This is a genomic window from Pseudomonas sp. RC10, assembly GCF_038397775.1.
GTDB classification, from domain to species: domain Bacteria; phylum Pseudomonadota; class Gammaproteobacteria; order Pseudomonadales; family Pseudomonadaceae; genus Aquipseudomonas; species Aquipseudomonas bambusae.
Genome location: NZ_CP151650.1, coordinates 5,349,534 through 5,371,892, shown reverse-complemented (window position 1 = coordinate 5,371,892; position 22,359 = coordinate 5,349,534). Strand labels below are relative to the sequence as shown.

Annotated in this window: 23 protein-coding genes; 7 read left to right on the top strand and 16 right to left on the bottom strand. The window is 58.8% G+C overall.

Annotation, left to right across the window (positions count from 1 at the left end; genetic code table 11):
• Positions 1 to 89: 89 nt before the first annotated feature.
• Complete coding sequence (gene grxD / locus AAEO81_RS24300) at positions 90 to 419, top strand: Grx4 family monothiol glutaredoxin (protein WP_341959557.1); 330 nt, start codon at positions 90 to 92, stop codon at positions 417 to 419.
• A 143-nt stretch (positions 420 to 562) separates the two neighbouring features.
• Here grxD and bfr read toward each other — a convergent pair whose 3' ends face one another.
• From bfr to pyrC, 4 genes are all read right to left on the bottom strand, one after another.
• Positions 563 to 1,039 carry a bacterioferritin gene (gene bfr, locus AAEO81_RS24295; RefSeq protein ID WP_166593465.1) on the bottom strand — a complete coding sequence of 159 codons (477 nt, stop codon included), beginning with the start codon at positions 1,037 to 1,039 and terminating at the stop codon, positions 563 to 565.
• 200 nt (positions 1,040 to 1,239) lie between these two features.
• On the bottom strand, positions 1,240 to 1,458 hold the full coding sequence (locus AAEO81_RS24290; RefSeq protein ID WP_166593464.1) for a bacterioferritin-associated ferredoxin: 219 nt from the start codon (positions 1,456 to 1,458) through the stop codon (positions 1,240 to 1,242).
• Positions 1,459 to 1,651: 193 nt separating this feature from the next.
• A complete protein-coding gene (gene rnt / locus AAEO81_RS24285) occupies positions 1,652 to 2,329 on the bottom strand; it encodes a ribonuclease T (RefSeq protein WP_166593463.1) in 678 nt (225 codons plus the stop codon).
• Positions 2,326 to 3,372 (bottom strand): dihydroorotase, encoded by a 1,047-nt coding sequence (gene pyrC, locus AAEO81_RS24280; protein ID WP_341959556.1) that lies wholly within the window; start codon positions 3,370 to 3,372, stop codon positions 2,326 to 2,328. Before pyrC ends, rnt begins: the two co-directional genes overlap by 4 nt.
• Before the next feature lie 146 nt (positions 3,373 to 3,518).
• On the opposite strand from pyrC, the gene AAEO81_RS24275 reads away from it, so the two are divergent.
• Both AAEO81_RS24275 and AAEO81_RS24270 read left to right on the top strand, forming a co-directional pair.
• Positions 3,519 to 4,493 carry an OmpA family protein gene (locus AAEO81_RS24275; protein WP_341959555.1) on the top strand — a complete coding sequence of 325 codons (975 nt, stop codon included), beginning with the start codon at positions 3,519 to 3,521 and terminating at the stop codon, positions 4,491 to 4,493.
• A gap of 120 nt (positions 4,494 to 4,613) precedes the next feature.
• Entirely contained in the window at positions 4,614 to 5,831 is a 1,218-nt protein-coding gene (locus AAEO81_RS24270) for an argininosuccinate synthase (RefSeq protein ID WP_037012287.1), read from the top strand.
• A 192-nt stretch (positions 5,832 to 6,023) separates the two neighbouring features.
• Here AAEO81_RS24270 and AAEO81_RS24265 read toward each other — a convergent pair whose 3' ends face one another.
• Positions 6,024 to 6,578, bottom strand: a complete 555-nt coding sequence (locus AAEO81_RS24265) for a hypothetical protein (RefSeq protein ID WP_341959554.1) — start codon at positions 6,576 to 6,578, stop codon at positions 6,024 to 6,026.
• A gap of 1,178 nt (positions 6,579 to 7,756) precedes the next feature.
• Here AAEO81_RS24265 and AAEO81_RS24260 point away from each other — a divergent pair.
• Positions 7,757 to 8,383, top strand: a complete 627-nt coding sequence (locus AAEO81_RS24260) for a response regulator transcription factor (protein ID WP_166593458.1) — start codon at positions 7,757 to 7,759, stop codon at positions 8,381 to 8,383.
• Between the two features lie 122 nt (positions 8,384 to 8,505).
• Here the strand turns inward: AAEO81_RS24260 and AAEO81_RS24255 are convergent, their stop codons facing one another.
• The 4 genes from AAEO81_RS24255 to metG all read right to left on the bottom strand — a co-directional run bounded on the left by AAEO81_RS24255 (position 8,506) and on the right by metG (position 12,634).
• A complete protein-coding gene (locus AAEO81_RS24255) occupies positions 8,506 to 8,688 on the bottom strand; it encodes a hypothetical protein (RefSeq protein WP_166593457.1) in 183 nt (60 codons plus the stop codon).
• Between the two features lie 105 nt (positions 8,689 to 8,793).
• Positions 8,794 to 9,432, bottom strand: coding sequence for an endonuclease III (gene nth / locus AAEO81_RS24250; RefSeq protein ID WP_341959553.1), 639 nt, complete (start codon positions 9,430 to 9,432; stop codon positions 8,794 to 8,796).
• A gap of 68 nt (positions 9,433 to 9,500) precedes the next feature.
• Positions 9,501 to 10,538 (bottom strand): electron transport complex subunit RsxB, encoded by a 1,038-nt coding sequence (rsxB, locus tag AAEO81_RS24245; protein ID WP_341959552.1) that lies wholly within the window; start codon positions 10,536 to 10,538, stop codon positions 9,501 to 9,503.
• Between the two features lie 47 nt (positions 10,539 to 10,585).
• On the bottom strand, positions 10,586 to 12,634 hold the full coding sequence (metG, locus tag AAEO81_RS24240) for a methionine--tRNA ligase (protein ID WP_341959551.1): 2,049 nt from the start codon (positions 12,632 to 12,634) through the stop codon (positions 10,586 to 10,588).
• 182 nt (positions 12,635 to 12,816) lie between these two features.
• On the opposite strand from metG, the gene apbC reads away from it, so the two are divergent.
• Positions 12,817 to 13,911 (top strand): iron-sulfur cluster carrier protein ApbC, encoded by a 1,095-nt coding sequence (gene apbC / locus AAEO81_RS24235; RefSeq protein WP_341959550.1) that lies wholly within the window; start codon positions 12,817 to 12,819, stop codon positions 13,909 to 13,911.
• Between the two features lie 192 nt (positions 13,912 to 14,103).
• Here apbC and AAEO81_RS24230 read toward each other — a convergent pair whose 3' ends face one another.
• A complete protein-coding gene (locus AAEO81_RS24230; RefSeq protein WP_002554837.1) occupies positions 14,104 to 14,313 on the bottom strand; it encodes a cold-shock protein in 210 nt (69 codons plus the stop codon).
• A 310-nt stretch (positions 14,314 to 14,623) separates the two neighbouring features.
• Between AAEO81_RS24230 and dcd the strand changes: the two genes are divergently transcribed.
• Complete coding sequence (dcd, locus tag AAEO81_RS24225; protein ID WP_003184751.1) at positions 14,624 to 15,190, top strand: dCTP deaminase; 567 nt, start codon at positions 14,624 to 14,626, stop codon at positions 15,188 to 15,190.
• A gap of 110 nt (positions 15,191 to 15,300) precedes the next feature.
• Complete coding sequence (locus tag AAEO81_RS24220) at positions 15,301 to 15,522, top strand: hypothetical protein (protein WP_341959549.1); 222 nt, start codon at positions 15,301 to 15,303, stop codon at positions 15,520 to 15,522.
• A 62-nt stretch (positions 15,523 to 15,584) separates the two neighbouring features.
• Here AAEO81_RS24220 and pdeM read toward each other — a convergent pair whose 3' ends face one another.
• The 6 genes from pdeM to AAEO81_RS24190 form a co-directional block, all read right to left on the bottom strand.
• On the bottom strand, positions 15,585 to 16,244 hold the full coding sequence (gene pdeM / locus AAEO81_RS24215; protein WP_341959548.1) for a ligase-associated DNA damage response endonuclease PdeM: 660 nt from the start codon (positions 16,242 to 16,244) through the stop codon (positions 15,585 to 15,587).
• Complete coding sequence (locus AAEO81_RS24210; RefSeq protein WP_341959547.1) at positions 16,241 to 18,730, bottom strand: ligase-associated DNA damage response DEXH box helicase; 2,490 nt, start codon at positions 18,728 to 18,730, stop codon at positions 16,241 to 16,243. The genes pdeM and AAEO81_RS24210 overlap by 4 nt, the downstream gene beginning before the upstream one ends.
• Positions 18,731 to 18,948: 218 nt before the next feature.
• Positions 18,949 to 19,713: an ATP-binding cassette domain-containing protein gene (locus AAEO81_RS24205; protein ID WP_166593449.1), complete on the bottom strand. Its 765-nt coding sequence runs from the start codon at positions 19,711 to 19,713 to the stop codon at positions 18,949 to 18,951.
• A 12-nt stretch (positions 19,714 to 19,725) separates the two neighbouring features.
• Positions 19,726 to 20,844 (bottom strand): succinylglutamate desuccinylase/aspartoacylase family protein, encoded by a 1,119-nt coding sequence (locus AAEO81_RS24200; protein WP_341959546.1) that lies wholly within the window; start codon positions 20,842 to 20,844, stop codon positions 19,726 to 19,728.
• Between the two features lie 9 nt (positions 20,845 to 20,853).
• Positions 20,854 to 21,564, bottom strand: a complete 711-nt coding sequence (locus tag AAEO81_RS24195) for an ABC transporter permease (protein ID WP_166593447.1) — start codon at positions 21,562 to 21,564, stop codon at positions 20,854 to 20,856.
• Entirely contained in the window at positions 21,561 to 22,289 is a 729-nt protein-coding gene (locus AAEO81_RS24190) for an ABC transporter permease (RefSeq protein ID WP_166593446.1), read from the bottom strand. Before AAEO81_RS24190 ends, AAEO81_RS24195 begins: the two co-directional genes overlap by 4 nt.
• Between the last annotated feature and the right edge of the window lie 70 nt (positions 22,290 to 22,359).

Below are 22,359 nucleotides of genomic sequence, written 5' to 3'. Positions count from 1 at the left end.
AAGCCAAGACCGAGCGTTACGCTAGGGAATCGGTTAGAATGCGCCACCGTGTCGACTCATACAGTCGTAAAGTTAAGCCGAGGTGCTCCATGGATATCATCGAAACGATCAAAGACCAGATTGCCAAAAACACCGTTCTGCTTTACATGAAAGGCGCTCCGAATGCCCCGCAGTGCGGCTTTTCGGCGAAGGCGTCCCAAGCCTTGATGGCGTGTGGCGAGAAGTTCGCGTACGTCGATATCCTGCAGAACCCTGAGATTCGCGCCAACCTGCCGAAATACGCGAACTGGCCGACGTTCCCACAACTGTGGGTAGACGGCGAGCTGGTCGGCGGCAGTGACATCATCATTGAGATGCACGCAGCAGGCGAGTTGCAGACCTTGATCAAGGCTGCGGTCGAGAAAAACGCAACGGCCTGATTGGGTTGTTGGTAAAAAGCCCCGGTCTTTCAGGAGATACGGGGCTTTTTTGTGGGTGCTTCCCGAGCAGTGTTCGACACCCAACAAAAAGCCCCGCCAGGTTCATCACCGGGCGGGGCTTTTTTGAGAGGATCAGGCTGAGATCAGTCTTCTTCGCCCATCTGCGATTGCAGGTAGTTCTCGATGCTGACCTTGTCGATCAGACCCAGCTGGGTTTCCAGCCAGTCGATGTGTTCTTCTTCGGACTCAAGAATGTCTTCCAGCAGCTCACGGCTGCCGAAGTCGCCAACAGTTTCGCAGTGAGCGATCGCGGCTTTCAGGTCTGCGTGGCCTTTACGCTCGATCTTCAGGTCGCACTCCAGCATTTCCTTGGTGTGCTCGCCGATAAGGATTTTGCCCAGGTCTTGCAGGTTGGGCAGGCCTTCCAGGAACAGGATGCGCTTGATCAGCTTGTCAGCGTGTTTCATCTCGTCGATGGATTCTTTGTACTCGTGCTTGCCCAGCTTGTTCAGGCCCCAATCTTCGTACATGCGCGCATGCAGAAAATACTGGTTGATCGCGACCAGCTCGTTTCCGAGGATCTTGTTGAGATGCTGGATGACTGTAATGTCGCCTTTCATGATCGAGGTCCTGTCGAAGATGTTCGTATATAAGCCGCAAGTTTGAGCTTCGAATAATCCCCTGTCAAACCTAAGTTATTGAATAATAAGTGAAAATAAATAGGAATAAGAATGTTTGTGTTCCGCATCTTATCGCTAAGCGCTTGAAATACCGGCATAAAAAAACCGGACACGGGTCCGGTTTCTTTTAATTCGTTGAATCACGCAGCAGAAAATTCCGCGGGATAGGCGAGGGCGGCCTGTGACGTTTGCAGTTCAGTCAGGGTTTCACGCACCACTTCCTTCGCCAGGCAGGCACATTTCCCACATTTGCTGGCGACACCCAGGGTCTCGCGCACTTCACGGTAACTGCAGCATCCTTCCATGATTGCTTCGCGGATCTGTCCGTCGGTAACACCTTGGCAAAGGCAGACATACATAAATAAAAGACCGTCGCTGAGTTATTTGCTCATGTGCGACGGATACTAATGTTAATGAGAATGCTTGTCAAAACTACTTCCTGAACATCTGCTGAAGGCCGATGAGTGGTCAGAAGACAACTAGCTTGACATGGAGGGATGAGCCCAAAAAAACCGGCCACGCGGGCCGGTCTTTACGCACGAGAAGGAGATATCAATCGTCGAAGTCGTGCCAGCCGCCCATTTCTTTCCAGCGGTTGACGATGCCGCAGAACAGCTCGGCGGTCTTTTCAGTGTCGTAACGAGCCGAGTGGGCTTCGCGACCGTCGAAGTCGATGTCCGCCGATTGGCAGGCCTTGGCCAGCACGGTCTGGCCGTATGCCAAGCCCGCGAGCGTCGCCGTGTCGAAACTGGAGAAGGGGTGAAACGGGTTGCGCTTCATGTCCAGTCGCGCAACGGCGGCATTCAGAAAGCCCAGATCGAAGCTGGCGTTATGGCCGACCAGAATCGCCCGCTTGCAGCCATTGGCTTTCAGCGCCTTGCGTACGCCACGGAAGATGTCATTCAGCGCGGTTTCTTCACTCACAGCCATGCGCAGCGGGTGATCGAGCTTGATGCCAGTGAATTCCAGCGCCGCGGCTTCGATGTTGGCGCCTTCGAACGGCTCGACGCGGAAAAAGTAGGTGTGTTCCGGGAACACGAAACCCTTTTCGTCCATGCCGATGGTGGTCGCGGCAATTTCCAGCAACGCATCGGTGGCCGAGTTGAAACCGCCGGTTTCTACGTCGACGACGACCGGCAGGTAGCCACGAAAGCGTGCTGCCATCGGATGCCTGGAGCCTGTACCGCCGCCAGAACCTTCCTGTTCGTCGTCGTAATGGTCTTCACTCACGCGTGTTCCTCCAGCAGGCGCCAGCGCAGTGTCTCACCGGCGCGCAGCGGGATAACGGACAGCTCGCCAAAAGGCAGGCTGGCAGGGGCGGTCCATTCTTCACGGACCAAAGTAATGGTGTCGGTGTTGGCGGGCAGGCCGTAGAACGCCGGGCCGTTCAGGCTGGCGAACCCTTCGAGCTTGTCCAGCGCGTTGCGTTGTTCGAACGCTTCGGCATACAGCTCGATCGCCGCGTACGCGGTGTAGCAGCCGGCACAGCCGCAAGCGGCTTCTTTGGCATGCTGCGCGTGCGGCGCCGAGTCAGTGCCCAGGAAGAACTTTTTGCTGCCGCCGGTGGCAGCGTCCAGCAGCGCGACCTGGTGGGTGTTGCGCTTGAGGATCGGCAGGCAATAGAAGTGCGGACGAATCCCGCCCACCAGCATGTGGTTGCGGTTGTACAGCAAATGGTGCGCAGTGATGGTTGCGCCGACGTTGGCCGAAGCCTCGTTGACGAACTGCACGGCATCGCCGGTGGTGATGTGTTCGAACACGACTTTCAGCGTCGGGAAACGCTCGACCACACGACGCATGTGTTCGTCGATGAAGATCTTTTCGCGATCAAACACGTCAATGTCGCCACGGGTCACTTCGCCGTGGATCAACAGCGGCATGCCGACTTCGGCCATCGCTTCGAGGACCGGGAAAATCTTGTCGACGCTGGTCACGCCCGAATCGGAGTTGGTGGTGGCGCCAGCCGGGTACAGCTTGGCGGCATACACAAAGCCACTGGCCTTGGCAGCGCGGATGTCTTCCGGCTGCGTCACGTCAGTGAGGTACAGCACCATCAGCGGCTCGAAGCGGCTGCCAAGCGGACGGGCAGCGAGGATGCGCTGGCGATAGGCATCGGCTTGCTCCGCGTTGCGTACCGGCGGCACGAGGTTCGGCATGATGATGGCGCGGCCAAAGGTGCGCGCAACGTCAGCGACGGTGTGGGGCAAAACAGCGCCATCACGAAGATGGATATGCCAGTCGTCGGGGCGCAGGAGGGTCAGGCGGTCGGACATTGGGGGATTCCAGGCGGGCAAACTCGCTGGGAATGCTACCGGAAAAGACTCATCCAGGCACTCGCTATCAAGTTTTGTAGGAAGTAACCGATAGACACGTGTAAGCGATAAATTGTTACGCGGTGAATTTTTTAGTGGAGCCTCCCGTGCGCCAGCGATATCTAGCCCTGCTCAGCGTGTTTGCCAGCCTGCCGGCCGTGGCTCTCACTTTCCAGACGCGTCTGGAGAATATCGAGTGGAAGGTAGAGGGCGACCAATTCGAGTGTCGTCTGACTCAACCGATCACCGATTTCGGTGCGGGCGAGTTCGTGCGTCGTGCGGGTGAGCAGCCTACGTTCCGACTGAAGGCTAACGGTTACAGCCTGGCTTCGGGGTCCGCAACGCTGATCGCAGCGGCAGCACCGTGGCAGCCGGGAAGGGGAGATCTCAACCTCGGGGCGGTCAAGGTCAGCAACGGCAATATTCCGTTCAATACCAGCCAGGCGCAGGCCGGGCGGTTGATCGCAGGGTTGATGGAAGGCCGCAGTCCGGTCATTCGCCATGCGCTGCGCGACGGTGGCGGTGCGATGGAAGTCCGTCTCCTGCCAGTGAAATTCAGCCAGGCGTACAGCGACTTTCAGCTGTGCACCGCGAAACTGCTACCCATGAACTTCGAGCAGGTCCGTCAGGCGGAGATCGGCTTTCCCAGTGGGGGAATCGACCTCGATGCCCAGGCTAAACGACACCTCGACACCGTGCTGGCCTATATGAAGGCTGATCCGACGGTCAATCGGGTGGAGCTGGATGGGCACTCCGATAACAGCGGCAACCGTTTGACCAACCGCGACCTGTCGCGGCGTCGTGCGCTGGCCGTCATGGATTACCTCAAGGCCCAAGGCGTGCCGGAAGAGCAGATCACCCTGCGTTTCCACGGCGAGCAGTACCCGCTGGTGCCCAACACCAACAACGCCAACCGCGCCCGTAACCGTCGGGTGAACATTCACCTTGATCGCGTCGCCGAGCAAAAACCGGCCGTTGCGCCGACGGCAGCCCCAGCGCCTATCACCCCGCCTGCCGTCCCGGCCCCGGCAGCGACACCAGCCCCCACGGCCGCCGCTGGAAACAACGCCCCGAAGGTGTAAACGGGTCGTGTGTTCGACAGATTCTGTCGCTTCGTCGTCAGAAGCTGTCGCGACACTGTAAATCCACGTGTTTGAACGGTAGAATCAGCGGTTTTCCGTACAACGCGTTGGAGTGATGGCATGGCGGACGTTAACAAGGTAGTTCTCGCGTATTCCGGTGGCCTGGATACTTCGGTGATCCTGAAGTGGCTGCAAGATACGTACAACTGCGAAGTGGTGACTTTTACCGCTGACCTGGGTCAGGGCGAAGAAGTCGAGCCAGCACGCGCCAAGGCGCAAGCCATGGGCGTCAAAGAAATCTACATCGACGACCTGCGCGAAGAATTCGTGCGTGATTTCGTGTTCCCGATGTTCCGCGCCAACACCGTCTACGAAGGCGAGTACCTGCTGGGTACCTCCATCGCACGTCCGCTGATCGCCAAGCGCCTGATCGAAATCGCCAACGAAACCGGTGCCGACGCCATTTCCCACGGCGCGACCGGCAAGGGCAACGACCAAGTGCGTTTCGAACTGGGTGCTTATGCACTGAAGCCAGGCGTGAAAGTGATTGCTCCATGGCGCGAGTGGGACCTGCTGTCCCGCGAGAAGCTGATGGACTACGCCGAGAAGCACGCGATCCCGATCGAGCGTCACGGCAAGAAGAAATCCCCGTACTCCATGGACGCCAACCTGCTGCACATCTCCTATGAGGGCGGCGTGCTGGAAGACACCTGGACCGAGCACGAAGAAGACATGTGGCGCTGGACCGTTTCCCCTGAAAACGCTCCGGACAAGGCGCAGTACCTGGAACTGACCTACCGCAATGGCGACATCGTTGCGCTGGACGGCGTCGAAATGACCCCGGCCACCGTTCTCGCGACCTTGAACCGCATCGGCGGCGAGCACGGCATCGGCCGTCTGGACATCGTCGAAAACCGTTACGTCGGCATGAAGTCCCGTGGCTGCTATGAAACTCCGGGCGGCACCATCATGCTGCGTGCTCACCGCGCCATCGAGTCGATCACCCTGGACCGCGAAGTCGCCCACCTCAAAGACGAGCTGATGCCGAAATACGCCAGCCTGATCTACACCGGTTACTGGTGGAGCCCGGAGCGTCTGATGCTGCAACAGATGATCGACGCCTCCCAGGCCCACGTGAACGGTGTCGTTCGCCTGAAACTGTACAAAGGTAATGTGATCGTCACCGGCCGCAAGTCCGACGATTCGCTGTTCGATGCCAACATCGCGACCTTCGAAGAAGACGGCGGTGCGTACAACCAGGCCGACGCGGCGGGCTTCATCAAGCTCAATGCGTTGCGCATGCGCATTGCCGCGAACAAGAACCGCAAGCTGTTCTGATCGCGTCGTTGTCCTCAGGCGCAGCTCCATTCGGGGCTGCGCCGTTCAGAGCCCCAGTCAGCCTATCTTGCTGCGGTCTCGTCCTTTAGCCTCCTGCGTCTTATGTTTCCGAGCCGAGTCTCAGCGGCGCACGAAAGCACTCATTCGCTGCCTCTCGGTGTACATGGGTGGCAACGCGACAAATCGTCGAGTTCATGATTCCGGTGCCTCGGTGAGCGGAGGAGAAGGGGCGTCGATAATGGGGGCGTTTTTGAATTCGAACCGATAGGCCTTACCCATATTCCAGACATCTCTCACACTCAGGTCCAACAGCTGAGCGATCTCAGGCACGGTGTAGCCAAGGGTTGAAAAGTGCATGGCGTGACCGGCGATCGTGTCATCGATTGGCGGCATTTCTCCCCCGCGAGGGATGCGCGACCCCCTGACGGGACGGCTGTAACGAATCTTCAAACCGTGTTCGTTCGCCAGACGCTTGATCTCCTTGCGGTTCATGCGCAGCGTGTATTGAAGCGCCGATACCCCCGCGCCTTTGGCGACCAGCCCTTTGAGTTGCTCCACCTTTGAGGCCAGTTGCGCTTGTAGGTCGGCGTCGGTGCCTTTTTTATCGGCCTCCAGGGCCGTTTCACCTGATTCTCCTTCTGGCACGACGTCGATGGTTCCGCCTTGGGCCATATAGGCTTCGATGGCTTCCGCCAATTTAAGTGGGGGAAGGTTAGTTGCTGGAGAAACTCCTGTTTTCTTAGTCATGGTTAATGCCTTTGAACGTGTTGATATATACGGCGCCACGTCGGGGCCCGCGTCCTTGATCAACTGAGTTTCAAGCCGGGCACGCCGGATGCAATTCAGCCGGGCGCAGCTCGCGCGTGGGTGCCAGGCGAGGAAGTAAGTAAATGACGGCGAGAAGTGCCCAGTAATTAATGGGGGCGCGCAGTTGTATTTATTGGCTGAAACTTAAAGGCTGGCTGAAGAAAAAAGTAACCATTGGTTGGGGCTTTGGCAAGTAAAAAATACAAATTCCACTATTTGTTTCTGTAATTACTTTGAGGTCTTACATGGGCGGCATTACAGTCTTCTAGTGCTGTAGTATTTTTCTGGTTTGTCGGAAGTTGGCTGGATTTATAAGTCGATATGGTATTACGTGAAAGGCGGAAGAACACTGGTCGGCATATACCCTCAAAATGATCGCCGCAATACTGTCATTTGAGGGCTCCCCCCGTTGTCATTTGAAGGTGTTGAGGAACGTTCCTGTCGGATTGCAGAGAGGCTGCTAACCTTGCTGCTAGGCGGGGCTGGTGCTTCAGACGTTGCTGATATCTGCGTAGGAGATTTCGCTAAATATTTATATATAGGAAACTATATGTTTGAACGTATATTTTAAAACCCTATCTTGTTTTTCTGAATCAGTTGTAATTAGCAATGTTTTATGATTGATACGTTATGGCATGACTGAAGGTTCGGCATATTCTGAAGATCAGTCATTCTGTTCGTCATGCGCTGACGGGAGCGTAACAAATCGTATGTGCGGGATTGGCATTTTCGGTGCGTGGAGGGTAGGAGGCATGTGGTCCTGCGAGCGAATTTTTGAATGAGCAGCGCGCTCGACAAGCTTGTCAGGATGTTGCGTCGAGAAGGATATCGCGACCCGATACGCGGTAAGGCATCGATGCGTTGTAATGATTGGTTGCAGCACTCGCTCCAGCACGTATTCACATTCTTGGACAGGGCGATGCATGATCAGTAGGCCAAAGATGACGAAGTATCCAAAAGTGAAACCGGATGAGGCGGGTTTTGTAGGACTTTTCTGTTGCTTGAGTAGGAAAGGTCTTTGCCTGCTAGTCCATAGGGAGGAGCGCCATGCAAAGCACTAAACGACTAAGCTATTGTGCGGGCTCTGAAAATTCGAACAGCAAAAGAATGGACTGCACATGAATAAAGTGTTGATCGTAGATGATCACCCGGTCATTCGGCTTGCCGTACGCATGCTGATGGAGCGGCACGGGTATGAGGTCATCGCGGAAACGGACAACGGGGTAGACGCGCTGCAACTGGCCCGTGAGCATCTGCCCGATATCGTCATTCTGGACATTGGTATTCCCAAGCTGGATGGGTTGGAGGTCATTGCCCGGCTCACAGCCATGACGCTGCCCTTCAAAGTGCTGATCCTGACCTCTCAGTCACCGGGGCACTTTTCGATGCGGTGCATGCAGGCAGGGGCCGCTGGCTACGTTTGCAAGCAGCAGGATTTGACCGAGCTGCTGAGCGCTATCAAGGCGGTGTTGTCGGGTTATAGCTATTTCCCTAACCAGGCGCTGCACACCGTTCGATCCAGCCTGGGCAACGCCAGTGAGGCTGAGATGGTTGATCGGCTGTCAGGGCGAGAAATGATGGTGTTGCAGCAACTCGCGAGGGGCAGGACGAACAAGGAAATTGCAGACGGTATGTTTCTGAGCAACAAGACTGTCAGCACCTACAAAACGCGTCTTTTGTTAAAGCTCAACGCTCATTCACTGGTCGATCTGATTGAGCTCGCGCAGCGTAACGGGCTTGTCTAGCGGCGGCAGGTGCCCCGGGACCGTCAAGCCTTATCGAGAGAGCACAGTTTGTTTCAATTGAGAATTCCTGCCGAACGGCTGAAGCCTCTCACGTCATGGAGAGGCTTTGAACGGAAGGCCGATCAGAGATCGAAATCGTAGTCTGCCAGCTGTTTTTGCAGTCGGCGCTCTTCCAGCAGGTTGTCGATGGTGCGGCGCTTGCTGAGATTGGTCTTTGCAGTTTCTACCGGTACTTGCGCGGCTTCGTCGGAGTCTCCGGGCACGAAGTCATCGTCTACGTCCAACTGCTCTTTGTCATCGCTCATAAAGTTGACTCCAGCTGAGACTGTCTTTGGCGGACCTTATAGCGACAAACATCGAGCGGGTAAAAAAGATTTTTTCAATCGATTGAAGAACAAAAACGCTATCGCTCAATCGTCGGAGGTTTTTGCCTTGTATTCGCACAGGTCCTCGATCCGACAACTGCCGCAACGAGGCTTGCGCGCCACACACACGTATCGGCCGTGAAGGATCAGCCAGTGATGGGCGTCCAGCAGATAGTCCTTCGGCACAAACTTCATGAGCTTATGCTCGACCTCAACGACATTCTTTCCGGGCGCAACGCCTGTCCGGTTGCTCACTCGGAAAATATGCGTATCAACCGCCATCGCCAACTGCCTGAAAGCCGTATTGAGCACCACATTGGCCGTCTTGCGGCCCACGCCAGGCAAAGCTTCCAACGCTTCACGCGTCTGCGGCACCTCGCCGCCATGAAGCTCGACCAGCATGCGGCAGGTCTCGATCACGTTCTTTGCCTTGCTGTTATAGAGTCCGATGGTTTTGATGTAGTCCGAAAGGCCCTCAACCCCTAGCGCGTAAATGCCTTGAGGGGTGTTGGCGACCGGGTAGAGCCGCGCTGTGGCCTTATTGACGCTGACGTCAGTCGCTTGCGCCGAGAGAATGACTGCAATCAGCAACTCAAAGGGAGAACTGTAGGACAACTCCGTTTTAGGATCAGGATTGTCCTCGTGAAGACGGCGGAAGATTTCCAGACGTTTTGCTGCATTCATGAAGTGCGCGTTCCCTGGGTACGATCAGATCAAGTGGTGCGGGATGCCCGACTGTGGCGACAGGACGCTTAAGACCCGTCCAGAACGTTCAATGCCTGCTGTGCCTGAGCAACCTCACCGGTCAACACGGCAATCTCTTCAGCAGGCAGACCGGCGGCTTGAGCCTTGCTCAAGGCTGCCCGGCGCATGGCCAGCTGGATTTTGGCGCGATTCAGCGCTGCTTTGTCGGGTTTGACGGCAGGTTTTTCCTCAGCGGATGGCGTGGCTGAAGGGCCTGGAGTCAGCGGCGCAGCCTGTTGAATCCCGACCAGCGCCTGTTCAGCCTCTTCAAACTCCCTCTGCAACTCCACCAGCCGCGCAGCCTGCTCCGCGATGGGCGGGTGGCCAAAGGCTTTGAGCGACTTATTCAACTGAGCACGGCTCATGGCGAGATTGACGCGTGCTTGTTTCAGCGCGGCATCGTGGTCGGCAGCCTTTTGTGTCCTCACCCGCGCCAATGCCGCCTGGACAGGATCGGCGTTGGCCGGGGCAAGGCTTTCCGATTTGCGTTGGCGTGCAAGACGTTCAGCCTGACGCTGCTGCTCTTCGCGTTGCAGGCGTGTGTTGCGGGCCTCGAATCGCTGACGAGCGTGGCCGCGCTTGGCCGCCCGAGCCAATCGCTGGGCTTCATCCAACGCCAGGCCGCCCACAATGGCCACGACAGCGGAGGAGGGCAGCGGCAGCATGTCGATGCAATCGACGGGGCAAGGGGCGACGCACAGATCGCAACCCGTGCATTCGTCGATGATCACGGTGTGCATCAGTTTGGCGGCGCCGACGATGGCGTCCACCGGGCACGCCTGAATGCACTTGGTGCAACCAATGCATTCGGCTTCACGGATGAAGGCGATCTGGGGAGGAGCGCTGCCACGTTCGGTATCGAGTGGAATGACGGGCACATTCAAGAGGCGCGACAACGCCGCGATGCTTTCATCGCCGCCAGGCGGGCATTTGTTGATGGCTTCGCCGTTGGCAATCCCTTCGGCGTAGGGCTTGCAGCCAGGGTGGTCGCATTTGCCGCATTGGGTTTGCGGCAGCAAGGCGTCAATCCGCTGAATCAGGTTCATGCTTTGACTCGACCGACGCCCTGGCAGGGCGTCGATCACGTTCACGGTTACTTGATGCGCTGGCCCGGCTTGGCGCCGCTGTCAGGGCTCAACAGGTAGATCTCTTCACCGCCAGGACCGGCCGCCATCACCATGCCCTCAGAAATGCCAAAACGCATTTTCCGAGGCTTGAGGTTGGCGATCATCATGGTCAGGCGACCTTCCAACTCGGCCGGATTCGGGTAAGCACTCTTGATTCCGGAGAACACATTGCGCTTCTCATCGCCGATATCCAACGTCAGGCGTAGCAGTTTGTCAGCCCCTTCGACATGCTCGGCTTTCTCGATCAACGCCACGCGCAGGTCGATGGCCGCGAAGGCATCGAAGTCGATTTCTGGCGACAGCGGATCCTTGGTCAGTTCTCCGTTGCCTTGCGCAGTTGCACCCGTGTCGGTGGCGCTGGCAGTCAGGTCTTCTTTAGAGGCGTTGGTCATGGCTTCCACCTTGGCCGGGTCGATGCGGGTCATCAGGGCCTGGAACGGGTTCAACTGATGAGTGCTGAGCAGGGTCAAATGGTCGTTCCATGTCAGCGGCGCGACGTTGAGGAACTGTTCGGCATCGGCGGCCAGATTCGGTAGCACCGGCTTGAGGAAAATCACCAGTTGGCGGAACAGGTTGATACCCAGTGCGCAGATGGCCTGGACTTCGTCCTGTTTGCCGTCCTGCTTGGCCAGCGACCACGGGGCCTTGTCGGCGATCCAGGCGTTGGCGCGATCGGCCAGGGCCATGATTTCACGCATGGCACGGGCGAAATCACGCGCTTCGTAGGCTTCTGCGATGCTCGGCGCGGCCGCCAGGAACGCGTCGGTCAGCTCTGGCGCGGCATTGCCCGCCACCAGCACACCCGCGTTGCCTTTATGAATGAAACCGGCGCAACGGCTGGCGATGTTCACGACCTTGCCGATCAGGTCGGAGTTGACCTTCTGCACGAAGTCTTCGAGGTTCAGGTCCAGGTCGTCGACGCCACGGCCCAGCTTGGCTGCGTAGTAATAACGCAGGTATTCCGGCGACAGGTGCTCAAGGTAAGTGCGCGCCTTGATGAAGGTGCCACGGGACTTGGACATTTTCTGGCCATTGACGGTCAGGTAGCCATGGACGTTGATGCCGCTTGGTTTACGGAAGCCCGAGCCTTCGAGCATCGCGGGCCAGAACAGCGCGTGGAAATTGACGATGTCCTTGCCGATGAAGTGATACAGCTCGGTGGTCGAGTCTTTGTTCCAGAACGCGTCGAAATCAAGGTCCGGCGTACGGTCGCACAGGTTCTTGAAGCTGGCCATGTAGCCGATGGGCGCGTCCAGCCAGACGTAGAAATACTTGCCCGGCTCGTCCGGAATCTCGAAACCGAAATACGGGGCGTCCCGGGAGATGTCCCACTGTTGCAGGCCTGAATCCAGCCATTCGGCGATCTTGTTCGCGACCGCGTCTTGCAGGGTGCCGCTGCGGGTCCAGCTCTTCAGCATGGCGTCGAAAGCGGGCAGGTCGAAGAAGAAGTGCTTGGAGTCCTTGAGCACCGGGGTTGCGCCGGAAATCGCCGATTTCGGGTCTTTCAGATCGGTCGGTGCGTAGGTGGCGCCGCATTTTTCGCAGTTGTCGCCGTACTGGTCTTCGGTGCCGCATTTCGGGCAGGTGCCCTTGATGAAGCGGTCGGCCAGGAACATTTTCTTTTCCGGGTCGAAATACTGGGTCACGGAACGCGTGGCGATGTGCCCGGCGTCGCGCAGACGGGTGTAGATCAGGCTCGACAGCTCACGGTTTTCTTCGGCGTGGGTCGAGTGGAAATTGTCGAAATCCACCAGGAAGTCGGCAAAGTCGGCGCTGTGCTCGGCCTGGACGTTGGCGATGAGTTGTTCCGGGGTGATGCCTTCTTTTTCTGCGCGGAGCATGATCGCCGAGCCGTGGGCATCGTCTGCGCACACGTAGATGCACTGATTGCCGCGGTGCTTCTGGAAACGCACCCACATGTCGGTCTGGATGTATTCGAGCATGTGGCCAAGGTGGATGGAACCGTTGGCATAGGGCAGGGCGCTGGTGACGAGGATCTTGCGTGGCTCGGACATGGGGCTCGGCTACTTGAAGTGAAACGAAGATCGGCCACTATAAAGGTCTGAACGTTTTTTTTCATCCCGCACAGCGTGTCGGAATTCGCCCCGCCACGTGAAAGCAAAAGCCACCCCCTCTGATCCGACAGACGCGGTAGGATAGCCGCCTGTTTTGCTCAGTCTTTTTTCGGGAGTGACCCATGAGCGCTGTGAATCGCGCAACGGTGGAAGCCGTCCTTCGCCAGTACACCGATCCTTATTTGAACCAAGACCCGGTCAGCGCCGGTTGCGTGCGAGCCATCGACATCGAGGGTGATCGCGTCAGCGTGCAGCTGGAGCTGGGCTACGCCGCCGCGCTGTTCAAGAACGGTTGGGCGCAGATGCTACAAATGGCCATTGAGGGCCTGGAAGGCGTTTCGTCCGCCAACGTCCGGATCGATACTCTGATCACTGCGCACAAGGCGCAAGGGCAAATTCCGGGTCTGGCCAACGTCAAGAATATCGTTGCCGTCGCTTCGGGCAAAGGCGGGGTGGGCAAATCCACCACGGCCGCCAACCTGGCGCTGGCGCTGTCCCGCGAGGGCGCACGGGTGGGCATTCTCGATGCGGACATTTACGGCCCGAGCCAAGGCGTGATGTTCGGCATTCCCGAGGGCACGCGGCCGAAGGTCAAAGACCAGAAATGGTTCGTGCCGGTCGAGGCCCATGGCATCGAAGTGATGTCGATGGCGTTCCTGACCGACGACAACACGCCGATGGTCTGGCGAGGTCCGATGGTTTCCGGCGCTCTGTTGCAGCTCATCACCCAGACAGCGTGGAATGACTTGGATTATCTGGTCATCGACATGCCGCCGGGCACGGGCGATATCCAGTTGACCCTGGCGCAAAAGGTCCCGGTTGCGGGCGCCGTCATCGTCACCACTCCTCAGGATCTGGCATTGCTGGATGCGAAAAAGGGCGTGGAAATGTTCCGCAAGGTGAACATTCCAGTGCTGGGCGTCGTCGAGAACATGGCGGTGCACATCTGCTCGAATTGCGGCCATGCCGAGCACTTGTTCGGTGAAGGCGGTGGCGAAAAGCTGGCGTCGCAATACGGCGTGGAGCTGCTGGCTTCGTTGCCGTTGTCGATGCTGATTCGCGAACAGGCGGACGGCGGCAAGCCGACAGCAATTGCCGAACCGGAAAGCCAGATTGCCATGGTCTATCAGGAGCTGGCGCGTCACGTGGGGGCGCGCATTGTGTTGCAGGAAGCTGCGTCGCCTGCGATGCCGAACATTTCCGTCAGCGACGATTGATTGCAGGTGGCGTGCTGAACCCTGTGGGAGCGAATTCATTCGCGAGACGTTGGTACAGACGACAGGAATGCGTCGAATGCACTGACCTATCGCGAATAAATTCGCTCCCACAGTTTTTTGCGGAGCTGTTATTGGCAGGCATAAAAAAACCCCGCCTTGAGAGCGGGGTTTTTTGAAGCGATTCAGTACAAGTTAGATAACTTGAACTTCTTCAGCTTGCATGCCTTTCTGACCGCGGGTAGCGATGAAAGAAACCTGTTGGCCTTCTTTCAGGCTTTTGAAGCCGTCGGATTGGATAGCTTTGAAGTGTACGAACAGGTCGTCACCGGATTGTGGAGTGATGAAGCCGAAGCCTTTTTCATCGTTGAACCACTTAACGGTACCGGTTTGGCGATTGGACATGGTGTATCTCCTTGGACAAAGTTAACTGCGACTCAGGAAGAGCCCTGGCCGAGACTGAGTGCAAAGAGCAGGAAAATTCATGGAGATGGTTGGATCGAAATTCAACATCGTGTAGAGATTCTCAGTGACACAAGCAACACAGTGGCGCCACCTTAACCCTTTTTCCAGAGTGTGCCAATGGTTGGTCGACGTTTATTTCGGAGGATGACCGACGGTTTGTACCCCTCGCCGCGCGCAATCTTTGAACCCTGCGCCCCAGCCCGGTAAGATGCCGGACATCTTTTTTCACCTCGCTATTCAGGACACCGCCATGAGCATCAAATCGGACAAGTGGATTCGCCGCATGGCGCAAGAGCACGGCATGATCGAGCCCTTCGTCGAACGCCAGATGCGCGGCGAGGGCGCCGACCGTCTGATCTCCTTCGGCGTCTCCAGCTACGGCTACGACGTGCGTTGCGCCGACGAATTCAAGGTGTTCACCAACATCAACTCGGCGACCGTCGATCCGAAGAATTTCGATGAAAAAAGTTTTGTCGACGTCAAGAGCGACGTCTGCATCATCCCGCCGAACTCCTTCGCGCTGGCGCGCACCGTCGAATACTTCCGAATTCCGCGCAACGTGCTGACCATCTGCCTGGGGAAAAGCACCTACGCCCGCTGCGGTATCATCGTCAACGTGACGCCGCTGGAGCCGGAATGGGAAGGCCACGTGACCCTGGAGTTCTCCAACACCACCACGCTGCCGGCCAAGATCTACGCGAACGAAGGCGTCGCACAGATGCTGTTCCTGGAATCTGACGAAGAATGCGAAGTCTCGTACAAGGACCGCGGCGGCAAGTACCAGGGTCAGCGCGGTGTCACTTTGCCACGCACCTGATTTTCGCCGTTGGTCATCTCGAAACTGAATTAGTCTCGAAAACTGCACTCTACTGACTGAACCGTTCCCATCCGCACCAGGCGGATGGGGCCAACGCTCAGGAGTGCCCTATGAAGAGACAAATCAAGACCAGCACCAAGGAATCCGACCCGGGACAGAATCAAGTCGGGCTGCTGGCGTGGTCGCTGTTAGCGCATCCTCATCTGAACAACATGGTTGCCGGGGGCATTCCCGGTCAGCCGAACCCTGACACACCCAACGATTACCCGCAGCCGGAAGAGCCAGGATCGCCTACTGAACCTGATCAGCCGCCGCCTGCCCCCGTCGCATAACGAAGCCCCCTGCCGGTGCTTCGGTACCGGCAGGATCTGCTTCAAACCTCCAGTCCGACGCGTTATTCAGACACTTCCCACACTGCGCCGTCCCCGACGACGTAAACCCTGCTGTCTTCGGCTCTCTCGATATTCATCCCGCCGGTAAATGCGCCGAATGCAGGCAGCAGACTGACGTGTGGCTGAACGTAAAAGCAGGGCAGCCGCAGCCGTTGTCGTCCCCGTCCGAAAAGCCTGTAGGCAGGATGCACATGGCCTGCGAGCACGTGGTGCGAGGGATGCGGGTCCGGTTCATGCTGCAGCGAAAACGGGCCCAGCAACAGGGGCTCGGGTACGACGTTGATCGCCAGCGTGGGAGGAGGGTCGCCCGCCCGTTTGTCGTGGTTACCCCGGATCAGCGTGATGGCCAGTCCCTCGTGCCGCTCGCGCCATGCGTGTATCGCCGAGAGCGTCCCTGACGCGTGGGATTCCGGAGCGTGCAAGAAGTCGCCGAGAAAAATCAGGTGGTCGCAGTCGTACCCCGCCAGCAAGGCATCGAGCCGTTGGAGGTTGTCGTCGGTCGTGCCATGGGGGACAGGCTGCCCGAGCCGGCGATAGGCAGCGGCTTTGCCGAAATGCGCGTCGGCAATCAGCAGCGCACGTTCGGCGGGGTAGTACACGGCTTTATCCGCCAACAGCCACAGCTCGGCATCGGCCAGTTGAATCGATAAATAGGGTCTCAAACGGTTACCTCAGGTCCAGCAGCTTTTTCCAGATCCTGCACCATGCGCGCGATGCGATCGGACAGTTTTTCAGTGCTCAGGCTTTCCCGCATGCGCTCCACCAGCAATGGAAACGCCATGGGCGTCGGGCGCTTGATCACATGCAGGTCCAGCGTTTTGCCGTTGATGCGGCGGAGCGTGTGTTCCAGTCGGCTCACGTCCAGTTCCTGACGCAGCACTTCTTCTTGGGCTTGGGTCAGCAGCAGATTACCGGCGTCGTACTGCTTGAACACTTCGAAGAACAATCCGCTGGAGGCCTGCAGCTGACGATTGCTCTTGGGTGCTCCTGGGTAGCCAGAGAACACCAGCCCGGCGATCCGGGCGATCTCCCTGAAGCGACGCAGGGCCAGTTCGCCCGCGTTCAGGCTGGCGATGATGTCTGCCAGCAAATTGTCCTCGCTGAAGAGCCCGCCGCTCATGCGTCGCGACCAATCCAACTCCGTCGCGCTCAGCAGCTCGAAGCCGTAGTCGTTGACGGCGATGGAGAAGGTCAACGGCGTGTCGCGACTCAGCCGCCACGCCAGCAGGCTCGCCAGCCCCAGGTGCACGTGACGCCCGGCAAAGGGGTAGAGAAACAGGTGCCACCCTTCGCGAGACTTCAAGACTTCTGCCAGCAAGGTGTCCTTTCGAGGCAGGGCTGACCATTCCCGCTGCACTTCCAGCAAGGGGCTGACGGTGTGCATTTCCGGGCTGTCGTAATGGTGATGAGCGGCTGCGTCGAATTTGTCGACCACCGCGTCAGCCAATTCGCTGGAGAGTGGCATCCGTCCGCCATTCCAGCGTGGGACGGCGGCTTTTTTGGTTGTCGCCCGTTTCACATAGGCGGTCATGTTCTCCACGCGCACCAGTTCCAGCAAGCGGCCGCTGAAGAGAAAGCCGTCGCCCGGTTTCAGGCGGGCGATGAATCCCTCTTCGACACTGCCCAGCGAGCCGCCCCCGCCACCTTTGCTCCAATACTTCACGTTGATGCTGGCGTCGCTGACGATGGTGCCGACGCTCATGCGGTGACGCCGGGCCAGACGCGCATCCGGCACACGCCAGACCCCGTGTTCGTCGGGCTCGACGCGTCGGTAATCCGGGTAGGCCGTCAATGACAGGCCGCCATGCCGGACGAAGGCCAACGCCCATTCCCATTCCGCTTGCGTGAGGTCGCGGTAGGCCCACGCGGTGCGGACTTCGGCCAGGAGTTCGTCAGGCAGAAAGCCGCCCCCGAGCGCCATGCTCACCAAATGCTGTACGAGAACGTCCAGCGGTTTGTGGGGGGATTCTCTGGGTTCGATCAGGCGCGCATTCACAGCGTCGCGGGCGGCGGCCGCTTCCACCAGCTCCAGACTGTGTGTCGGCACGAGCGTCACGCGGGAAGGTCGACCGGGGGCGTGGCCTGAACGTCCGGCGCGTTGCATCAGGCGTGCGACGCCTTTGGCCGAGCCGATCTGCAACACTCGCTCCACGGGCAGAAAGTCCACCCCCAAATCGAGGCTGGAGGTGCAGACCACGGCTTTGAGATGCCCTTCCTTCAGCGCGCGTTCAACCCAGTCACGCACCTCGCGGGACAGCGAGCCATGGTGCAGCGCGATCAGTCCGGCCCAGTCCGGACGGGCTTCCAGCAGCGCCTGATACCAGATTTCCGACTGCGCCCGGGTGTTGGTGAACAGCAGGCAACTGGTGCTGCTGTCCACCTCGGCCAGCACTTGGGGCAGCATCTTCAGCCCCATGTGCCCGGCCCACGGGAAACGTTCGATGCCCTGGGGAATGAGGGTGTCGATGATCAGCTCTTTAACCACTTTGCCTTGAACCGTCGTGCCGTTGTCGCCGATCAACACCTGTTGTGCGTGGGTCTGGTTGCCTAGCGTCGCGGAAAGCCCCCACACGATCAGGGCCGGATTCCATCGACGCAGGCGGGCGATTGCCAATTGCAGTTGCACGCCGCGTTTGTTGCCGATCAGTTCGTGCCACTCATCGACGACGATCATTTTCAGCGTCGAGAACGTCGCCTCCGCGTCAGCGCGGGTCAGCAGCAGGGTGAGGCTTTCAGGCGTCGTGATCAGCGCGGTCGGCAGGCGTCGGCCCTGTTTGGCCCGCTCGCTGCTGCTGGTGTCGCCGGTGCGCAAGCCGACGCTCCAGGGAATTTGCAGGTCCAGCAGCGGCGCTTCGAGTGCGCGGGCGGTGTCGGCGGCCAATGCACGCATGGGGGTGATCCACAGGACCGTCAACGGCGTCGGCGGGACTTTGCGTTTGCGCGGTTTTTCCGCGTTTTCTGTAGGCAGTCGGGCAAAGCGGTTGAGGGCGCCGAACCATACCGAGTAGGTCTTGCCCGCGCCGGTGCTGGCGTGCAACAAGCCGGATTCTCCTCGGGCGACAGCTGCCCAGACTTCTTTCTGGAAAGGAAAAGGTTTCCAGCCGCGCGTGTCGAACCAGCGCTGGGCAAAATTCACGGTCTTGGGCATGCGCGGGCTCTGATGGGGTTTAAGTCAGAGACCGTTGGGGGAGGGGATTAGTTTGGTTGGATTGATGCGGCAGGGTGATCTGTGGGGTGGAATCTGTGTGGGAGCGAATTCATTCGCGATGCGAGGGTACATCCGACAGAGATGTATGGAATGTACCGGCCCATCGCGAATGAATTCGCTCCCACAGGTGAACGTGTCGCTCTGTGGAGTCAGCGTTTTTACTTCAGATTGCCACTCAGGAATTGCTTCAACCGCTCGCTTTTCGGGCTGCCCAGCACGTCGTCCGGGTGGCCGATTTCTTCGATCTGGCCCTGGTGCAGGAACACGACCTGATTCGCCACTTTTCGGGCGAAGCCCATTTCGTGAGTCACCAGAATCATCGTGCGGCCTTCTTCGGCCAGGCCCTGAATCACCTTCAGCACTTCACCCACCAACTCCGGGTCGAGGGCCGACGTCGGTTCGTCGAAGAGCATGATTTCCGGCTCCATCGCCAGCGCCCGGGCAATCGCCACGCGCTGCTGCTGGCCGCCGGACAGGAACGCCGGGTACTGATCGGCCACGCGTGCAGGCAGGCCGACTTTTTCCAGGTACTTGCGCGCGCGGTCTTCGGCTTCCACTTTGGACACGCCCAGCACCCGGCGCGGGGCCATGGTGATGTTTTCCAGCACCGTCATGTGGCTCCACAGATTGAAATGCTGGAACACCATCGCCAGGCGGGTGCGGATGCGTTGCAGTTCGGCCGGGTCAGCCACGCGCATGCCGGTGGCGTCGCTGACCATGCGGACCTGCTGGCCGTCGAGGCTCATGGCGCCGTCGTTGGGTTGTTCGAGGAAGTTGATGCAGCGCAAGAAGGTGCTTTTGCCCGAGCCGCTGGCGCCGATCAGGCAGATCACGTCACCGACGTTGGCCTTGAGCGACACGCCTTTGAGCACCTCGTGGTCACCGTAGCTTTTGTGCAGGCCATCGATGGTCAGTTTGTACATGACTGGCAATCCTTAAGGAGAAAGTAAGTAGCCGCTGCGGAAGGGCTCGGTACCGGCGACATGGGCGATGACCATGCCGGCGGTTGCCATGCGTCGCAAGGAGCGGGCGTACATAAGGCCGGCGTTGGCCGCGTGGATCGGGGTCACGTCATCGCTGATCGGGTCAATGACCTCAGCGATCAGTTGCCCCGCTTCGACGTACTCGCCCGGCAAGGTGCAGAACACCAGCAGGCCGCCGACAGGCGTGGCAACCGGTTCGACCGCCGCCAGAGGCGTCGCCGGATAAATCAGTTCGGGTTGCGCCACCGGCTCTCCGGCAATCGCACCGTAATGCATCAGGTAGCTGATGATCGCCTGACAGTCGCGGCTGCCAAGAGCGTGACTCACGTCTCCCTGACCGCGCAATTCCAGGGTCACCGAAAAGCTGCCCAACGGAATCGGGAAGCGCTTTTCGAAGCGTTGTTGCAGCTGCCACCAGACCAGCGTGAAGCACTCGTCGAACGACTGTCCCCCCGAATCGGTGGCCAGCAGGCTGGCTTGCGCACCCAGATAACGGGACAGCGGTTCGACCTGAGACCAAGCTTCCGGCGTGGTGTACAGGTGCTCCACCGATTCGAAGTCGCAATGCAGGTCCAGCACCATGTCGGCATCACAGGCCAGTCGTTGCAATGCGAGGCGTTGCGATTCCAGCTGAGTGGCGCCAGTGCGGGCGAGCAGGGCGGCCCGCAGGTGCGTGCGGATCAGGCTGACGTTGCGTTCGGCGTCGTCGTTCAGCAGCGGCTCGATTTCATCGCCCACCTGTTGCGCAACATCGACGAACCAGCGATTGAAGTTCTGTCCGCTTTCCAACTCATAGCGGCCCAGCGGGATGTCCATCAGCACCTGTTCCAGCCCGGTCGGATTGGCGACCGGCACGATGACGATTTCCCCGAGCAGTTGACCGGCCTTTTCAAGCTCGGCCAGGCGCTGCTTCAAATACCACGACACCAGCATGCCGGGCAGTTCGTCGGCGTGCAGGGAAGACTGGATGTAAATCTTGCAGGCGCCGTTTTCGGGGCCGTAATGAAAGCTGTGAATCTGTCGCGCAGTGCCTGGCACCGGCGACAGCAAGTCATGAGTCTGGTGTCGCATGGGCAGGTCCTAGTGAGACGGGCCGAGGAAGGCCAGCCAGCGGCGCTCGGCCAGGCGGAACAGGCCCACCAGAATGAACGTGACCGTGAGGTAGATCAGCGCAGCGATGCCGAACGACTGAAATGTCATGAAGGTCGCGGAGTTGGCGTCGCGGGCCACCTTGAGGATGTCCGGCACCGTGGCGGTGAAGGCCACCGTCGTCGAGTGCAGCATCAGGATCACTTCGTTGCTGTAGTACGGCAGCGAACGACGCAGCGCCGACGGCATGATCACGTAGGTGTACAGGCGCCAGCCGGTCAGGCCGTAGGCCTTGGCTGCCTCGACTTCGCCGTGGTTCATGCTGCGAATCGCACCGGCGAAAATCTCGGTGGTGTAGGCGCATGTATTGAGGGCGAAGGCGAGGATGGTGCAGTTCATCGCGTCACGGAAGAACGCGCCCAGCATCGGCTGTTCGCGTACGGCGGCAATGCTGTAGATGCCGGTGTAGCAGATCAGCAACTGGATGTAGAGCGGCGTGCCCCGGAACAGGTAGGTGTAGAACTGCACCGGCCAGCGAACCAGCGGATTGCGCGACACGCGAGCAATGGACAGCGGGATCGACACGATGAAGCCGATGGCGATGGAGGCGCTGAGCAGCCACATCGTCATGGCCAGCCCGGTGATGTTCTGGCCATCCGTATAAAGGAAGGCGCGCCAGTACTCTTGCAGCAATTCGATCATCGTTGAGCCTCCCGGCTGCCAGCGGCGTAACGCCGTTCGGCCCAGCGCAGGGCGAAGTTGGAGACGCTGGTGATGACCAGATAGATCAATGCCGCGAGCACCAGGAAATAGAACAGTTGATACGTGCTTTTGCCGGCGTCTTGCGACGCCTTGACCAGATCAGCCAGGCCGATGATCGACACCAGTGCCGTGGCTTTGAGCACCACTTGCCAGTTGTTGCCGATACCGGGGAGGGCAAAGCGCATCATCTGCGGGAAGACCACGAAGCGGAACCGCTGAGAGCGGCTCAGGCCATAGGCCGTGGCGGCTTCGACCTGTCCACGGGGCACGGCGAGGATCGCGCCACGGAACGTCTCGGTGAAGTACGCACCATAGATGAAGCCCAAGGTGATGACGCCTGCAGCGAAGGGATCGATTTCGATGTAATCCCATTCCATGATTTCGGTCAGGCTCGTCAGCCAGGTTTGCAGGCTGTAGAAGATCAGCAGCATCAACACCAGGTCCGGAATGCCCCGAATCAGCGTGGTGTAGATTTGCGCCGGAACGCGCAGCACGGCGCTTTTCGACAGTTTGGCACTGGCGCCCAGCAAGCCAAGCACGATGGCCAGCAGCAGCGACATTACCGATAATTTGACGGTCATCCAGGTGCCCTGAAGCAGCAACGGGCCGAAGCCCTTGAGGCTGAACGCGGACAGTCCCAGGTTTTGCAGGAGAGTATCGAGCATGTGGAACCTATACAGTCAATAAAAACGCCCATCGATATCAGAGGGGGATTCGGATGACCTCTGAAGTCGA

Coding starts and splice junctions, on each gene's coding strand:
- AAEO81_RS24210 (WP_341959547.1), bottom strand. CDS start 18,730: ATGCCCAAGACCGTGAATTTTGCCCAGCGCTGGTTCGACACGCGCGGC.
- rsxB (WP_341959552.1), bottom strand. CDS start 10,538: ATGAACCTGATTCAGCGGATTGACGCCTTGCTGCCGCAAACCCAATGC.
- AAEO81_RS24195 (WP_166593447.1), bottom strand. CDS start 21,564: ATGATCGAATTGCTGCAAGAGTACTGGCGCGCCTTCCTTTATACGGAT.
- AAEO81_RS24255 (WP_166593457.1), bottom strand. CDS start 8,688: ATGAGCGATGACAAAGAGCAGTTGGACGTAGACGATGACTTCGTGCCC.
- pyrC (WP_341959556.1), bottom strand. CDS start 3,372: ATGTCCGACCGCCTGACCCTCCTGCGCCCCGACGACTGGCATATCCAT.
- apbC (WP_341959550.1), top strand. CDS start 12,817: ATGAGCGCTGTGAATCGCGCAACGGTGGAAGCCGTCCTTCGCCAGTAC.
- AAEO81_RS24205 (WP_166593449.1), bottom strand. CDS start 19,713: ATGTACAAACTGACCATCGATGGCCTGCACAAAAGCTACGGTGACCAC.
- metG (WP_341959551.1), bottom strand. CDS start 12,634: ATGTCCGAGCCACGCAAGATCCTCGTCACCAGCGCCCTGCCCTATGCC.
- AAEO81_RS24190 (WP_166593446.1), bottom strand. CDS start 22,289: ATGCTCGATACTCTCCTGCAAAACCTGGGACTGTCCGCGTTCAGCCTC.
- AAEO81_RS24290 (WP_166593464.1), bottom strand. CDS start 1,458: ATGTATGTCTGCCTTTGCCAAGGTGTTACCGACGGACAGATCCGCGAA.
- grxD (WP_341959557.1), top strand. CDS start 90: ATGGATATCATCGAAACGATCAAAGACCAGATTGCCAAAAACACCGTT.
- bfr (WP_166593465.1), bottom strand. CDS start 1,039: ATGAAAGGCGACATTACAGTCATCCAGCATCTCAACAAGATCCTCGGA.
- AAEO81_RS24200 (WP_341959546.1), bottom strand. CDS start 20,844: ATGCGACACCAGACTCATGACTTGCTGTCGCCGGTGCCAGGCACTGCG.
- nth (WP_341959553.1), bottom strand. CDS start 9,432: ATGAATGCAGCAAAACGTCTGGAAATCTTCCGCCGTCTTCACGAGGAC.
- AAEO81_RS24230 (WP_002554837.1), bottom strand. CDS start 14,313: ATGTCCAATCGCCAAACCGGTACCGTTAAGTGGTTCAACGATGAAAAA.
- dcd (WP_003184751.1), top strand. CDS start 14,624: ATGAGCATCAAATCGGACAAGTGGATTCGCCGCATGGCGCAAGAGCAC.
- AAEO81_RS24220 (WP_341959549.1), top strand. CDS start 15,301: ATGAAGAGACAAATCAAGACCAGCACCAAGGAATCCGACCCGGGACAG.
- AAEO81_RS24270 (WP_037012287.1), top strand. CDS start 4,614: ATGGCGGACGTTAACAAGGTAGTTCTCGCGTATTCCGGTGGCCTGGAT.
- AAEO81_RS24265 (WP_341959554.1), bottom strand. CDS start 6,578: ATGACTAAGAAAACAGGAGTTTCTCCAGCAACTAACCTTCCCCCACTT.
- AAEO81_RS24260 (WP_166593458.1), top strand. CDS start 7,757: ATGAATAAAGTGTTGATCGTAGATGATCACCCGGTCATTCGGCTTGCC.